This window comes from Undibacterium hunanense, from assembly GCF_014284335.1.
GTDB lineage: Bacteria > Pseudomonadota > Gammaproteobacteria > Burkholderiales > Burkholderiaceae_D > Undibacterium > Undibacterium hunanense.
The window spans coordinates 303,362-317,258 of sequence record NZ_JACOGF010000003.1 but is presented as its reverse complement, the minus strand read 5'-3'; the positions used below and the strand labels follow the sequence as shown (position 1 = coordinate 317,258).

Annotated in this window: 13 protein-coding genes; 12 read left to right on the top strand and 1 reads right to left on the bottom strand. The window is 51.4% G+C overall.

Translation table 11 applies throughout. From position 1 onward, the window contains the following. Positions 1-51: 51 nt before the first annotated feature. A complete protein-coding gene (locus tag H8L32_RS07440; protein ID WP_186946791.1) occupies positions 52-2,337 on the bottom strand; it encodes a putative bifunctional diguanylate cyclase/phosphodiesterase in 2,286 nt (761 codons plus the stop codon). 495 nt (positions 2,338-2,832) lie between these two features. Here H8L32_RS07440 and gspG point away from each other — a divergent pair, with 495 nt between their 5' ends. From gspG to H8L32_RS07380, 12 genes are all read left to right on the top strand, one after another. After that, positions 2,833-3,273, top strand: a complete 441-nt coding sequence (gspG, locus tag H8L32_RS07435) for a type II secretion system major pseudopilin GspG (RefSeq protein WP_186946790.1) — start codon at positions 2,833-2,835, stop codon at positions 3,271-3,273. A gap of 27 nt (positions 3,274-3,300) precedes the next feature. Beyond that, entirely contained in the window at positions 3,301-4,482 is a 1,182-nt protein-coding gene (locus tag H8L32_RS07430) for a type II secretion system F family protein (RefSeq protein ID WP_186946531.1), read from the top strand. An 83-nt stretch (positions 4,483-4,565) separates the two neighbouring features. Further along, positions 4,566-6,215 (top strand): GspE/PulE family protein, encoded by a 1,650-nt coding sequence (locus H8L32_RS07425; RefSeq protein ID WP_230412124.1) that lies wholly within the window; start codon positions 4,566-4,568, stop codon positions 6,213-6,215. Continuing rightward, the gene (locus tag H8L32_RS07420) at positions 6,196-6,858 is read left to right on the top strand and encodes a hypothetical protein (RefSeq protein WP_186946530.1); all 663 of its coding nucleotides are present in this window, start codon (positions 6,196-6,198) and stop codon (positions 6,856-6,858) included. The genes H8L32_RS07425 and H8L32_RS07420 overlap by 20 nt, the downstream gene beginning before the upstream one ends. Next, the gene (locus tag H8L32_RS07415; RefSeq protein WP_186946529.1) at positions 6,855-7,415 is read left to right on the top strand and encodes a hypothetical protein; all 561 of its coding nucleotides are present in this window, start codon (positions 6,855-6,857) and stop codon (positions 7,413-7,415) included. The genes H8L32_RS07420 and H8L32_RS07415 overlap by 4 nt, the downstream gene beginning before the upstream one ends. Then, positions 7,412-7,969 (top strand): hypothetical protein, encoded by a 558-nt coding sequence (locus H8L32_RS07410; protein WP_186946528.1) that lies wholly within the window; start codon positions 7,412-7,414, stop codon positions 7,967-7,969. The genes H8L32_RS07415 and H8L32_RS07410 overlap by 4 nt, the downstream gene beginning before the upstream one ends. Before the next feature lie 20 nt (positions 7,970-7,989). Next, on the top strand, positions 7,990-8,442 hold the full coding sequence (locus H8L32_RS07405; RefSeq protein WP_186946527.1) for a hypothetical protein: 453 nt from the start codon (positions 7,990-7,992) through the stop codon (positions 8,440-8,442). After that, complete coding sequence (locus H8L32_RS07400; RefSeq protein ID WP_186946526.1) at positions 8,439-10,307, top strand: secretin N-terminal domain-containing protein; 1,869 nt, start codon at positions 8,439-8,441, stop codon at positions 10,305-10,307. Before H8L32_RS07405 ends, H8L32_RS07400 begins: the two co-directional genes overlap by 4 nt. A gap of 1 nt (position 10,308) precedes the next feature. Continuing rightward, positions 10,309-10,779, top strand: coding sequence for a type II secretion system protein (locus tag H8L32_RS07395; protein WP_186946525.1), 471 nt, complete (start codon positions 10,309-10,311; stop codon positions 10,777-10,779). Further along, positions 10,754-11,161 carry a type II secretion system protein gene (locus tag H8L32_RS07390; protein WP_186946524.1) on the top strand — a complete coding sequence of 136 codons (408 nt, stop codon included), beginning with the start codon at positions 10,754-10,756 and terminating at the stop codon, positions 11,159-11,161. The genes H8L32_RS07395 and H8L32_RS07390 overlap by 26 nt, the downstream gene beginning before the upstream one ends. Positions 11,162-11,881: 720 nt before the next feature. Continuing rightward, positions 11,882-12,943, top strand: a complete 1,062-nt coding sequence (locus H8L32_RS07385; RefSeq protein ID WP_186946523.1) for a pectate lyase family protein — start codon at positions 11,882-11,884, stop codon at positions 12,941-12,943. 109 nt (positions 12,944-13,052) lie between these two features. Next, positions 13,053-13,871 carry a pectate lyase gene (locus H8L32_RS07380; RefSeq protein WP_186946522.1) on the top strand — a complete coding sequence of 273 codons (819 nt, stop codon included), beginning with the start codon at positions 13,053-13,055 and terminating at the stop codon, positions 13,869-13,871. Positions 13,872-13,897 lie beyond the last annotated feature (26 nt).

The following is a 13,897-nucleotide window of genomic DNA, read 5'->3' as shown; positions in this document are numbered from 1 at the left end:
ACATCGGTGAGGTGGGCAATCTGCCGGTGAAAAACCAGGCAGATTTAACCATCAGGCGGGCACATCGACAGGCCTGGGCACGGGTTGATGCAGGCGTATCAATTCATTCAAGGGCTGCGGGTGACACATTACAAAACCCTGTATCAGAGTATCGCCAAACTGGCGCAAAAAAGCGAGCTGGCTATCGGTTTCCACGCCTTCGGCAATGATATTGAGGCGCAGGTTACGTCCCAGTTCTATGATGGTACGGACGATGGCGCGATCTTCGGCCTGGTCTGGCAAGCCGCTGATGAAGGAGCGATCTATCTTCATGGAGGAGATCGGTAGATTTTTCAGACGTGACAGCGACGAATAGCCCATGCCAAAATCGTCGAGGCTGATGCCAAACCCCAGTTGTCGCAGGCTGTGCATGATGGGTATCACGCGATCCGGCTGTTGCATCAGCATACTCTCGGTCAATTCCAGACACAGGTGATGCGATGCAATGCCAGATTGCACGACCACGGCGCTGAGTTCTTCCGGCAAGGTGTTGCTGGTAAATTCGGATGGCGCCATGTTGACGTGCATCTTTAAATCGCGGAAACCAGCCTTGTGCAGAAGGGCCAGGTCGTGACATGCCTGTTTGACCACCCAGCTACCGATCTGGACGATAAGATGGCTTTGTTCTGCAATGGGAATGAAAATGTCGGGTCTGACCATTTCGCCGTTCAAACGACGCCAGCGCAGCAGGGCTTCGACTGCGACGATGCGACGGTTGCCATCGAATATGGGTTGATATTCAAGAAACAGGCCCTGATTCGTCATGGCCTGGTACAGCTCTACCTCCATGGTCAGGCGCTGTGCCAGATCGGACTGCTGCATTGCCAGCGTCTGGGTGGTGCTGGTGGAGAAAAAACTGAGGGCATTACGACCGGTTTTTTTGATGCGGTACATGGCTGTGTCTGCGCTGCGTAACAGGTCAGGGCTGCTCATGCCGTTTTCAGGGAAAATACTGATTCCTATGCTGGCCGAAATAGCGACTTCATGACGGTTGAACAATACCGGCACCTGGGCTGCATCCAGCACTTGTTTGGCCAGCACATCCAGTTGTTCTACAAATGGTGTGGATGACGTATCCGGGTGTAGCAGGATGGCGAATTCATCTCCACCCAGCCGGCCTACCAGGTCACGTCCAGAGACCAGCGATTGCAGGCGCTGGGCGAAATCCTTCAATACGACGTTGCCAGCTTCATGACCAAATGCATCATTCACCGGTTTGAAACGGTCAAGGTCGATAAAGATCAAACCGAATGGTGTTTTGTTGGTGGCGTTGTCCAGACAGGTTTTTTCCAGCATACGATAAAAATGGCTGCGGTTGGCCAGTTCGGTCAAGCCGTCTATCTGCGCCAACTGACGTATGGTTTCCTGTTGTTCCAGTCTTTGTGCGGTTTGTGCGATCAGGGCGCCGATGCTGGCTGAAACGGTGGGTAACTGGGCTTCGCGCTGGCGTGACAGGCGGCTGTAAAATTCGAGTACTCCGGGACTGTGGCATTCGCCTTCGTCGGTAACATAGGCAACCGGAAAGACATAACCCGAGCGCAGCTTGCATTGACTGGCGCTGTTGTTGCGCAAGAATTCATGATCACTTTGCATGTCTTCCACCCAGCGTGCTTCACCTCTTTGCCATACCTGGCCAACGAGCCCGTCGCCAGGTGTCATGTGCATGCTGAGGCTTTCCTGGGTAAAGCTGCCCAGAGCATCTTGCGCACCATGCCAGTAATGTCTGCAACTGAGTTTTTGCTCTCCCTGTTTGTCGGTTTCCAAGGCCCAGTAGGCACCCCATTCCCAACCAAGATTTTCGCAGACCAGCTGTATCAGTTTGGTGACGGCACTGCCGAGTGTGTCTGTGCCGACAAATAAACGGGTTGATTCAAAACTTAATCTTTCGCGCATCGCTGCATGTTTGCTGGCTGTAATGTCCAGCAAGACACCGGCGATCAGGCCAGAATGAAAAGTCGCTTCCGGCAGGATGACCATGCGCAGCCAGCGCATGCCATGGATTTCACTGATGACACGTATGTCGCATTCTGTTTGTCTGCTGCTCACCGGCAGAGTTTTCAAGGACTTGGTAAGGGTGCTCAAATCGTCGAGTACTGCCTGATTGAAACCACTTTCCAGATTCGCATACCAGCCCGCACTTACCCAAAGCAGGTCTGCTGCATGTTGGGACAACACCAGTTCACCGCTTTTTGCATCCAGCCACCAACGACCAAAAGAGGCTGCACTTTCAATGGGATCGTAACGGCAGGAATTTGCCAGAATCTCGCTCAGTTCAGGTGTGATATGGCGTCCTGACATGCAGTTGGGCCCAGGTTGAGGTGGGGAGACAAATTCATGTATGTCGTAAAGATTCATGGTTGCTCTCAGAAGTGATATTTTCAAAGAGCAATTTTTATACCAATGATATTTAACTTTCATTTTGACCAAGGCTATCTGTCTGTTCGCCATCTGCACTGGTCAGCCAGTGTCAACCTGTGCTGATACCGCGCAGGGGAAAATTCAGAAAAATCATGCACCATGAAGTAACACTTATGCTGCGGTGCGCTCAGGCCTTGCACTAAAGTTGCACCTGATTCTCTTGTGCGAGCGCACATAATTTAATGTTAATTGACATTCACAAAAGAAAATTTGCATAGTAGAATAAAACTGGTCAGACCGAAATTGAATTCGGTCTGGCCAATAATATTCCAATAGCAGGGTATTTGAAACGACTATTTTGGTATTGATAAAGCAGATTGAGGTATTGAAATTCGTCACATTTAATGGCCTTATTTTCAAGGATGGTTCGTGCATATGAGAAATGATTCACGCAAGCCCAGACAGCATTCATCACATATTTCAGGCTTTACCCTGCTGGAATTACTGGTGGTGATTGCCATTATTGGCTTGCTGAGCGCATATGTCGGGCCCAAGTATTTTTCCAAGGTAGGCGAATCGCGGCAAAAAGTTGCCAAGGCACAGATCGAGTCGTTCAGTAAGGCACTGGACAATTACAGGCTGGATGTAGGGCGTTATCCAAACGGCGATGTCGGGTTGAATGCACTATTGGTCAGACCAGTTGGTGTTGCTCGCTGGAATGGACCTTATCTGCAAAAAGCGCTGCCCATGGACCCCTGGGGCAATGCCTATATTTACCGTATTCCCGGGCGTAATGGCAAGGAATTTGACCTGTCATCGCTGGGCGAAGATGGCCGTGCCGGTGGTACCGGTGAAGCGGCAGATGTCAGTAACTGATGTCAGCAACTGAGCACTGAGGCTAGCATGCGTTACGCCGTTCGCGCAGTAGGCCGTGATAATCGCGTGCATATGCTGGAGCTGGAAGCAATGGATGCTGATGGCGCATCGCGTGCGGCCGTGGTCAGGCAGATGACGGTGCTGGATGTGCGGCCCTTATCGGCGCAGGTGCAAAAACGCGGCAAAAATTTTTCGCTGATCTTGTTTACCCAGGAATTATTGGCATTGCTACAGGCCGGGCTGGGCTTGATAGAAAGCCTGGAAGCCCTGGGCGAGAAAGATGCGCAAAGCGAGACAGCAAACATCGTTGCCCGTTTGCTGCTGCGCATGCGGGATGGCTTGCGGTTTTCAGTCGCTGTTGCTGCCGAGCCTGAGCATTTTCCACCTCTGTTTATCGGTATTGTCAAAGCCGCGGAACGCACCAGCGACTTGCCGCAGGCCTTGTCGCGTTATATCGAATATCAGGTTCGTATCAATGGCATTCGCAACCGCATCGTCAGTGCGGCAATCTACCCGGCGATATTGCTGATTGTTGGTGGTCTGGTCAGCATGTTTTTGCTTGGTTATGTTGTACCCCGGTTTTCTGTGGTGTACCAGGGTAGCGGCAGGGAATTGCCACTGATGTCGCAATGGCTGATTGCCTGGGGCGCTTTAGTGGCGGCACATGGAAAATGGTTGTTGTTGGCTGCAGTGGGCATCGTCTTTTGTTTGCTGGCCTGGTGGCGCCGGCTAAAACGCTCGGGGCGTCTGATGTTGATGCTGACGCGTTTGCCTGGTATTTCGCAGCGCGTGAATATTCTGGAACTGGCACGCCTGTACCTGACCCTGGGCATGTTACTGGAAGGCGGTATCGCGGTTGTCAATGCACTGGAAATGGTCGGTGGCACCTTGTCTGCGCACAGGGCCAGGGCTTTGTCGGCAGCGCGCTATGGCATCGTCCAGGGAGGTAATTTTTCTGATGCGTTTGAGAAAAATGGTTTAACGACACCGATCGCCCTGCGCATGTTGCGGGTGGGAGAGCATTCGGGGCAACTGGGTTTGATGCTGACACGGGCAGCGCTTTTCTACGATGCCGAAACGACCCTCTGGATAGAAAAATTCAGCAAAACATTTGAGCCGGTATTGATGGCACTGATAGGTATCGTGATCGGTTTGATCGTGGTGTTGTTGTATATGCCCATCTTTGATCTGGCGGGCACTTTGCAATAAAGGGATAGCAGGTTTGATCGCAGTATGAATGTGCTGCGCCAATGTGGCGTAGCCCCGAATCAGGAAAGGAGCTTGTGAGTATGATGGAAAGTATGCGTACCGCGCATCTCAATTCCCGGCATTCGGGCGCAAGTTTTTTTATTGAGCTGGAAGCCTTGACGCAATTGGAGCCACGCGCCTTGCTGTCGCAGGCAGCAGCCTTGTTTCAGTTGATCGTGATAGACATGGCAGGCATGCTCGCCTACGAACCGGCGTTTGAATGTCTGCCACTGGCACGGGCACAGGTAAGGCAATGTGTATTGCTGCGTAATGCGCAGGGACTGACAGCGGTGGTCTGCGACCCCTATGACCAGAATCTGCAAATCTGGCTGGAAACACTGGCTGCAGAAGCATTGCAATGGCGACTTGCCCTGCCGGGTGAGGTACATGCCTATCTGGCCAAACAGGAAGAATCGGTACGTTCCATCGACGTGCTGATTCATGACCAGCAAGTTGACGGCGAGCATAAGAATCTGCTGGAAAATCTCAGTTATGCAGCCTTGAGCGATGCGGGCAGCCCCGCTGTCAAGCTGGTTAACTCCACACTATATGATGCCTTGAAGACGGGTGTGTCTGACATCCATTTTGAGTCGACCCCGAGTGGCATGTTGACCAAGTACCGTATTGACGGTGTGCTGGATCAGGCAGCGCAGGTGACGGGCAAGGCATTGGCTGAGCAGGCTATTTCCCGCATCAAGGTATTGGCCGAACTGGATATTTCTGAGCGCAGGGTGCCACAAGATGGCAGCTTCAGGGTGGCCGCGCAAGGGCGCGAGATCGATTTGCGGGTATCCATCATGCCCAGTGTGCATGGTGAAGATGCGGTGATACGGATACTGGACAAGCAGGCCATGGTCAGTGCGCATGGTGGCCTGACGCTGGATGCATCGGGTTTTGCCGATGACCACCTGGCGACCATACGGCGTCTGGTGGCAGAACCCTATGGCATGGTGCTGGTGACCGGGCCAACCGGATCTGGCAAGACCACGACTTTGTATGGCGCGATGACTGAAATCAATACGGGTCGGGCAAAAATCATCACGATAGAAGATCCGGTTGAATATCATTTGTCAGGCATCTTGCAGATACCTGTGAATGACAAAAAAGGCTTGTCGTTTGCACGCGGCCTGCGTTCCATATTGCGACATGACCCTGACATTATCATGGTCGGAGAAATTCGTGACCAGGAAACCGGTGAAATAGCCGTACAGTCAGCGCTGACCGGGCACCTGGTCTTGTCCACCGTACATGCCAATAGCGTGTTTGATGTGTTTGGCCGTTTTGCCCATATGGGAATAGATCCGTATTCGTTCGTCTCTTCGCTTAATGGTGTCATCGCACAGCGCCTGGTCAGACTCAATTGCAATCATTGCAGTAGCAGTTATGAACCTGATGACGAGGAATTGCTGCGCAGCGGGCTGGATCGATCCATGGTGAAAAATTACCATTTCAGGCGCGGGACAGGTTGCGGTGATTGCCGGGGTACAGGTTATCGCGGTCGTCGCGCAGTGGCAGAAATATTGACACTGGATGATGCGTTGGCCGAACTGGTGATAGAGCGCAGGCCTTTACGGCAAATCAAGGAAATGGCACGTGCCAGTGGCATGCGCAGCCTGTTTGAAGATGCATTGAAACTGGTCGCCAATGGTCAAACTACATTAGAGGAGGTGAAGCGTGTCACTTTGGCGGGTTGAAAAAAATTATTTAAACATCGGTGGGCAGGAAATATCCTTGGCTCGTGCCGATGGCAGTCCACCACAAAAACTGACTGCAAAGCCGGGTGACTGGCAAGCCTTGCGTGAAGAACTACATGGCCTGCTGACAACAAAGGCTGCTTTGGTAGTCGTTGTCGCAGATTGCTGGGTACGTTATTTTTTAATGGAACTGCCCGATGAAATTGTCAGCCTGGATGATTCTTTTCTGTTGTTGAATGCCCGCTTCGAGAACTTGTATGGACAACCGGCGGCTGAATGGACGATACAGGCGGACTGGCACAAGGGAGAGCCGATGCTGGCCTGTGCATTGCCGCGTAACCTGCTGCAGGCCCTGGAGGCGTATGCGCTACGCAGTCTGCAGCCGCAACTGGTAGTGATGTGGCGACAACAATGTGCAAGCTTGCCACCAACCGGTGCCTGGTGTTTTGTGCGGGATGGTGTTAGTACTTTGCTGTATTGGCAGGAAGGTGTATTGCGGCTGGTACGCCAATTGCGCTGTGCGGATGTGGATGCCCTGCTGTCACTGGAGTTGCTCAGACTCGGGGCACCATTGCCCACAGAAAGATTCTGGAGCGGCGATGCCAGGCCGCTGCATTGGCTGCCAAGGGAAGTTGCGGCATGAGACCTGTGCAAATCGACTTTGCAGAGAACAATAATCCTTGGCGTTGGGATATGCGGAATCGTGGTGTGCAGGCTTTTCTTTTATTGATGTCGCTGGCTTTATGTGTGGCCATTCTGATCTGGCATGGTTGGCAAGGCATGCAGGGTGAGCGTGTCCGTCTGGATGAACAGCACGCACAGATGCAGTCTGGTCAGGGGGCGGAGCTTGATCAGGTACGCAAGCAGCCTGGCAATGACGAGACCTTGTTATTGCGCCAGTCAGAATTTTTGCGGAACCTGCGTTGGGAAGCAATCTTTCAGGCATTTGAAGCCGCACCCGGTGCCGGTTTGGATGCATTTGAACCGGAGCTTACGCGTGGTGTGGTCAGGGTACAGGCACATGTTGGCGATGTGCTAGCCATGCAGGCATATCTGCGCGAATTGCAGAAAAGCCCGGTCTTTTTGAGGGTGAATCTGTTGCGTCATGAAACCCAGGAAACAAGGGTGAATTTTCATTTTGAGGCCATCCTGGCGGAGCCGTATCGCCTGCCTGTTGCAGAGGTCAGGGAAGCATCATGAAGCGATTTGGTGGATTTGCTGGATTTGTTGATTGGCGCTGGCATCTGGATATTTTTGTGTTGCGCTATGGCTGGTGGCCATTGACTGGTGCGGCAGTCTTTTTATCGAGTCTGTTGTTGTGGCTGGTATGGCTGCCGGTGCAGAAGGCACATATACAGTCAGAGTTGCAGGAACTGTCAGTGCAGTTGGATAGCGCAGACGAAGGAAAGCCGGTGCAAGTCAGGAATGCCTTGAATCTGCCTTTGGAAGTGATAGCAAATGAAGGTGTGCAAGGCATTTTGCTGCTGGCGAAAAAACATGGTTTGACCATCGCGCAGGCTGATTACAAGCGGCATGAAAATGGACATATAGGGCGCTGGCAACTGCAATTACCAGTGACTGCCAGCTATCCGCAGATACGCCAATTTATCCGGGCTGCCCGGAATATTCCGGGGTCGTCCCTAGATGAGGTGGTCCTGCGTGGTGGTGACGCAGGGGTTGAGGCGCGGTTGTCATTTTCCATCTGGTTTGAAGTGGAAAAGCCGAATGATGTGCCAGTTGAAGGAGGCGGCTGATGTCAAAAAGACTGGCGCTGATGCTGGCAATACTGGCAGGTATTGGAGTGCTGATGGTGGTGGACAGACCGTCACCTTCGGTTGTTGCGGAGGTCGAGCCAAGCCGCCCGTCAAGACGCATGCCACTTGCCACACCTGAAATAAAAGCGGGAGGGCAGATGGATGTGGCAGATGTGGCTGTTCCGGATCTGTTTACCGATCATGCCATCCCGGCAGTGCATCAACAGGCCCAAGGCAATGTTATAGATGGAAAAAATGACGCGTTGGAGCAGGAGTTTGGTTTGCTTGGTTTCAAAGAAGAAAATGGCAGGCGCGAAGCTTTTTTGATGCGCAATGGTGAAGTATTGATCGCCCGTGCGGGGGCAGTGTTCGAAAAGCGTTATCGCGTAATGGACTTGCAAAAAGACAGCGTGCTTATCAGAGACAATCAGTCTGGTCAGGAAATCCGGATCGGCTTCAGGGTGAATCAATGAAACGAATGGCGAGAAATGCGTTGTTGATATGGGGATTGCTGGGTCTTGCGGCCTGCGCGACTACGGTCCAGACAAAACCAACAGAAATTCGTGCCTTGCTGGATGCCGGTAAACTGGAGGAGGGCATTGCGCAACTGGAAGATCTGTTGAAGCAAACACCAAATCATGTTGAAGCCCGTGTTTTGCTGGTCAATGCCCGGCGTCAGTTGGCGACCCAATTGCTGAACAAGGCGACACAGGATGTGCGGCGCGAAGCCTGGGATGACGCCCAGTCTGCCTATCGGCAGGCTGCGGCACTTGGTGAGGTCGAACAGGCCATGCTGGGTGTGCGCACACTGGCTGCCAGCCAGTATCAATCCAGATTACTGAAGAATGTCAATGAATTATGGGATGCCGGCAAGCCGGATGAGGCGCGCAAGGAATTGCATGCCTTCCTGACAGAATTTCCACGTCATGCCAAAGGCTTGCAGTTACAGCGAAAAATCGGCGAACCGGAAGTGCGCATGCAGAATGCGGTGCTGAGTACGGCATTCCAGAAGCGCTTGAGCCTGCAGTTCCGGGATGCTCCGGTGAGAGCGGTGCTGGAAGCGATGTCGCATTCATCGGGTATCAATTTCACGCTTGACCGGGATGTGCCTGCCGATTTACGCGTCAATCTGGATTTACGGGATACCACGGTAGAACTGGCATTGCGTAACCTGCTGATGAGCGTGCAACTGGAACAGCGTGTCGTCGATGAGCGTACGGTCCTGATTTATCCCAGTGACCAGGCCAAACAGCGCAGTTATCAGCAGCTAAGTATACGCAGTTTTAAAATTGCCAATGCCGAGGCCAAACTGGTGGCGAATAGTCTGAGAACATTACTGAAGACCCGTGATCTGGTGGTAGATGAAAAGCTGAATATGCTGGTCATACGTGATACCCCGGAAACCATACGCATGGCGGCCAAACTGGTGGCGCTGCATGATGTGGCCGAGCCAGAAGTGATGCTGGAAGTGGAAATACTGGAAGTGCAACGCAGCGACCTGGAAGCGCTGGGGGTTAAATGGCCAGGAAACATTGGCTTGAGCCCGCTGGCCAAATCGAACCTGGGTGAAGATGGCAGCATCAACAGTGGCGCTTTTACCCTGCATGATTTGATGCATATCAATTCGCGCAGTGTATTGGCAACGGTGGATGCGATGAAACTGTCTGCCACCGTCAATCGTGAAAACATCAGCGTACTGGCGAATCCCCGCATACGTATCAAAAGCAGGGAAAAAGCGCTGATCAAGGTAGGTGAACGGGTACCTAGTATATCTTCCAATGTGACGGCGACCGGGGTGACATCGCAATCGGTGAATTACCTTGATGTCGGCCTGAAGCTGGAAGCGGAACCTGTGGTGTATCTTGATGACGAGATTTCGATCAAACTGAATCTGGAAGTCAGCAGCATTCTCGGTACCATTTACGATAACAATAATCAGCCATATGGCTACCGCATCGGTGCCCGCAATGCCACCACGGTCCTGCGTTTGCGTGATGGTGAAAACCAGGTGCTGGCTGGCCTGATCAGTGATAACGACAAGCGTTCTGTAAATGCGGTGCCTGGTCTGGGTGAGCTACCGGTGCTGGATCGTCTGTTTGGCAATCGCGGTACAGAAAGAACCAAGACGGAAATTGTCCTTTCGATTACACCAAGGGTCATTCGCAATCAGCCTTTGGGCGCGTCAGGTGACATTGAATTTGATGCCGGCACCGATGCCAGCTTGCGTGGACGTGATGGCTTGCCTGGACAGCAACCGGCCTTGCAGCAGCCTGTGCCAACGCAGCAAACTCAGCCAGCAATGCTGTACCCGCCAGTGGTCGAGAAGGTGGGCGGCTGACATGCGCAGCCAGGGCTTTACCCTGATAGAGCTGATGGTGACACTGGTCATTGTCTCTCTGCTGGCTGCCATTGCCTTGCCGGTGGCGCAGGTAGCGGTGCAGCGTCAGAAAGAGCAGGAGCTGCGTCTGGCGCTGCGTGAAATCCGTAATGCGCTGGATGACTACAAGCGTGCCAGTGCAGAGGGGCGCATTTCTTCGACGCCGGACAGCAGCGGCTATCCGCTGAATTTGCTGCAACTGGTGAAAGGGGTAACAGATCAGCGTAGCGCCAGGCCCAAGAAGATATTTTTCTTGCGGCGTATCCCGCGTGATCCGTTTTGTGAAGACAGCAGTCTGCCTGATGAGCAAACTTGGGGGTTGCGTTCATATCAAAGCGAGGCTGACAAACCCACGCCGGGTGAGGATGTCTACGACATACATTCCAATTCTGAACTGGTGGGTCTGAATGGCATCCCTTATCTGCGCTGGTAAAAACGAAGGTAAGCGCGCTGACAGGCGCGGTTTTACCCTGATTGAATTGCTGGTGGTACTGGCGATACTGTCCTTGCTGCTGACCATCGCGGTGCCACGGTATTTTCACAGCATCCAGCAATCCAAAGAGGCGGTACTCAAGAAAAACCTACATGTGACACGTGAGGTCATTGACAAGTTTTATGGTGATACAGGCCGTTATCCGCAATCGCTGGATGAGCTGGTTGAAAGAAGATACTTGCGATCCCTGCCGGTAGATCCGGTGACTGATAGCAGCGCTACATGGGTGCTCATTGCGCCAGAAAAGGGCGGCGGTGTGTACGACATTCAAAGTGGCGCACAGGGTTTGACGCGGGATGGTTTGGCGTTTAACAGACTGTAAGTTATTGCTGGCTTGCCCGTCATGCTGTCGATGTACGTAAGGCACTTCGCCTGATTTGATTTTTTCATATATTGGACTGACCAAATTTAAATAATCATCAATAAATCCATAAAATTCCCAGTTAATAATGTTATTGGTCCATCCAAATATTCATATTGGATGGATCAAATATTATTATTGGTTGGACCAATTGTTGTTTTTTAGTCTTATATTCAAGATGTTTTTCAGATATTAAATATTTGCATATTAATCATTTTTGTTAAAAATAAGAGATTTGAGTTTAATTATCCGAAAATTAAAATGAGCTGAATTAATGATTTTTAAGCTTATTTTAAGAAGTAATTCGATGAATTTTATTTTAATGTGAATTTTCTTTGTCTTTATATCGATATGTGGAAAGCATGTTTGTTAATGTTTTTAATGATTTTTCTGTCTTCGCATGTCCTTGGTGTTATTGACAGGTGGTGATGGTGACGCGCATTCTCAATCCAGATCAGCATAAACGTTAAAAATCTTTAAATACCGTTTTAAAAATGGCCTGAATTAATTTCAGACCAGGGTATTTGTGAGGAAATTGAAGCGATATGCCTGGTCTCTCCCATGCTGGGAAATAACGCTGCCGACCGAGCAGTGAGAGCGATTATCTACCTATTGCGCGACAGATGATCGCTTGTCCAGAGCATGGGCAAATCATCAATCAATATAAATGGAGACAAAAAAATGAAGGTACATTTTCTGAAGCTGACAGTGCTGGCGGCGGGTATCGCTGCTGGTGCGCATGCAATTGCCGGGCCGGTTGGTTACGGTGCGGCGACAACAGGTGGCGGCAGCAAGACACCGGTAGTCGTCGCTACCATGGCCGCCATGCAGGCTGAGATAGACAAGTATTCTGGCAGCGGCGGGCTGGTGTTGAGCTACACGGGCAAGTTCAATTACGCCACCATCACCGATGTATGCGCGCAGTGGAAAAAGGCCGCGCAAACCGTCGAAATCAAAAACAAGAGCGATATCACGATCAAGGGCACAGGCGATTCAAGTGCCAATTTCGGCATTCATGTTGTTGGTGATGCGCACAATGTCATCATACAAAATATGACCATAGGCTTGCTACAGGGTGGTGAGGATGCAGATTCCATTTCGATAGAAGGCAACTCTACCGGCAAACCCAGCAATGTCTGGATTGATCACAACACGATCTTCGCTTCGTTGACGATGTGTTCGGGAGCGGGTGACGCTTCTTTTGACGGTGGTATCGATATGAAGAAAGGGGCGAACAATATCACCGTCTCTTACAACTACATCTATGATTATCAGAAAGTGGCGCTGAATGGTTACAGTGATAGCGATACCCTGAATGCCGGTTCACGTACCACTTATCACAATAATCGCTTTGAAAACGTGAAAGCCCGCCTGCCTTTGCTGCGTTATGGCAAGGCGCATCTGTTCAACAATTACTTCGGCAACATCCATACTTCCGCCATCAATCCGCGTATGGGGGCCCAGGTTTTGGTCGAGTCAAATTATTTTGAAAATGTGGTCAATCCTGTCACTTCCCGCGACAGTAGCGCGATCGGCTATTGGGAGTTGAAAAACAATTTTGTCGGCAGTGGTATCACCTGGACTGTGCCTGACAGTACTTCCAAGCCTTATGTCAATGCGACAGACTGGGCAACGACCAAGGCCTACGGTGCCACTGGTTATTCCTATACCGCAGCGGCAGCAGCCGGTGTAAAAGCCAAGGCAGCTGCTACCGCCGGCGCACGTACCAATCTGGCGCAATAAGCCCTTAAAGCATGCTAAGCATGCTAAGCATGCTGAAGCAGCCGATTCGGGCGGCTGATTGGCAGTGCTCGGGTCGTGCTTTTGATTACCTAATTGAAAAGAGACAAAAATGAAAAAATCACACGGTTTACTCCTCGCAATCCTCGGGTTCGCCTTTGCTGCGGGTGCACATGCGGCACCAGCTAAAAGGGCGGTGCCTGCCTGTACCAAGCAGTCTGTGTCATCAACAACTACGGTACCTGCCAATACGGTGTTTGATGGCCTGGTTAAATACGGCAAGATGGTGTGCTTGATCGGTACTGGCAAAAGTATGGCAGGTGATCAGAGCGAAGATCAAATTCCACATTTCATTCTGGAAGAAGGGGCAACGCTGAAAAATGTGGTACTGGGTGACCCAGGTTTTGGTTCGGGGCGAGATCTGAAAGCGGGTGGTGCGGATGGTGTACATTGCAATGGCAATTGCAGGATAGAAAATGTGTATTGGGGTGATGTCGGTGAAGATGCTGCGACGCTCAAAGGTCCAGGTACGATGACGGTTACCGGTGGCGCCGCCTACAAGGCTGCCGATAAAATTTTCCAGAACAATGGCAAGGGTGGAAAAATTGTCATCACCAACTTTTATGCGGAAGAAGCTGGCAAGCTGTACCGTTCTTGCGGTAATTGCAGTGCGTCAAAACAAAGCGCACGGTATGCTGATATCAGTAACGTGACTGTCTTCAATGTCAGCCACCCTGTGATCGTCAACAGCAGTTTTAACAGCAGCAAACTACCAGCCCTGAAGGATGCCTTTGATGTGGCTACCATCAAGGATCTGAACTCCAATATCACACCTGTCTGCACTGGCAGTGTCGCTACTGTGTCGGGTAACGAACCCAAGGACGATACCAATGCAGCGAACGTCGCCCGTTCCTGCAAGGTATCGAAGTAATTGATGGGTAAGCCTCATAAACAAGT

Excerpts from the sequence above, each read along its gene's own strand:
- H8L32_RS07440 (WP_186946791.1), bottom strand. The coding sequence starts at position 2,337 with ATGTCAGGACGCCATATCACACCTGAACTGAGCGAGATTCTGGCAAAT.
- gspG (WP_186946790.1), top strand. The coding sequence starts at position 2,833 with ATGAGAAATGATTCACGCAAGCCCAGACAGCATTCATCACATATTTCA.
- H8L32_RS07430 (WP_186946531.1), top strand. The coding sequence starts at position 3,301 with ATGCGTTACGCCGTTCGCGCAGTAGGCCGTGATAATCGCGTGCATATG.
- H8L32_RS07425 (WP_230412124.1), top strand. The coding sequence starts at position 4,566 with ATGGAAAGTATGCGTACCGCGCATCTCAATTCCCGGCATTCGGGCGCA.
- H8L32_RS07415 (WP_186946529.1), top strand. The coding sequence starts at position 6,855 with ATGAGACCTGTGCAAATCGACTTTGCAGAGAACAATAATCCTTGGCGT.
- H8L32_RS07410 (WP_186946528.1), top strand. The coding sequence starts at position 7,412 with ATGAAGCGATTTGGTGGATTTGCTGGATTTGTTGATTGGCGCTGGCAT.
- H8L32_RS07405 (WP_186946527.1), top strand. The coding sequence starts at position 7,990 with ATGCTGGCAATACTGGCAGGTATTGGAGTGCTGATGGTGGTGGACAGA.
- H8L32_RS07400 (WP_186946526.1), top strand. The coding sequence starts at position 8,439 with ATGAAACGAATGGCGAGAAATGCGTTGTTGATATGGGGATTGCTGGGT.
- H8L32_RS07395 (WP_186946525.1), top strand. The coding sequence starts at position 10,309 with ATGCGCAGCCAGGGCTTTACCCTGATAGAGCTGATGGTGACACTGGTC.
- H8L32_RS07390 (WP_186946524.1), top strand. The coding sequence starts at position 10,754 with ATGGCATCCCTTATCTGCGCTGGTAAAAACGAAGGTAAGCGCGCTGAC.
- H8L32_RS07385 (WP_186946523.1), top strand. The coding sequence starts at position 11,882 with ATGAAGGTACATTTTCTGAAGCTGACAGTGCTGGCGGCGGGTATCGCT.
- H8L32_RS07380 (WP_186946522.1), top strand. The coding sequence starts at position 13,053 with ATGAAAAAATCACACGGTTTACTCCTCGCAATCCTCGGGTTCGCCTTT.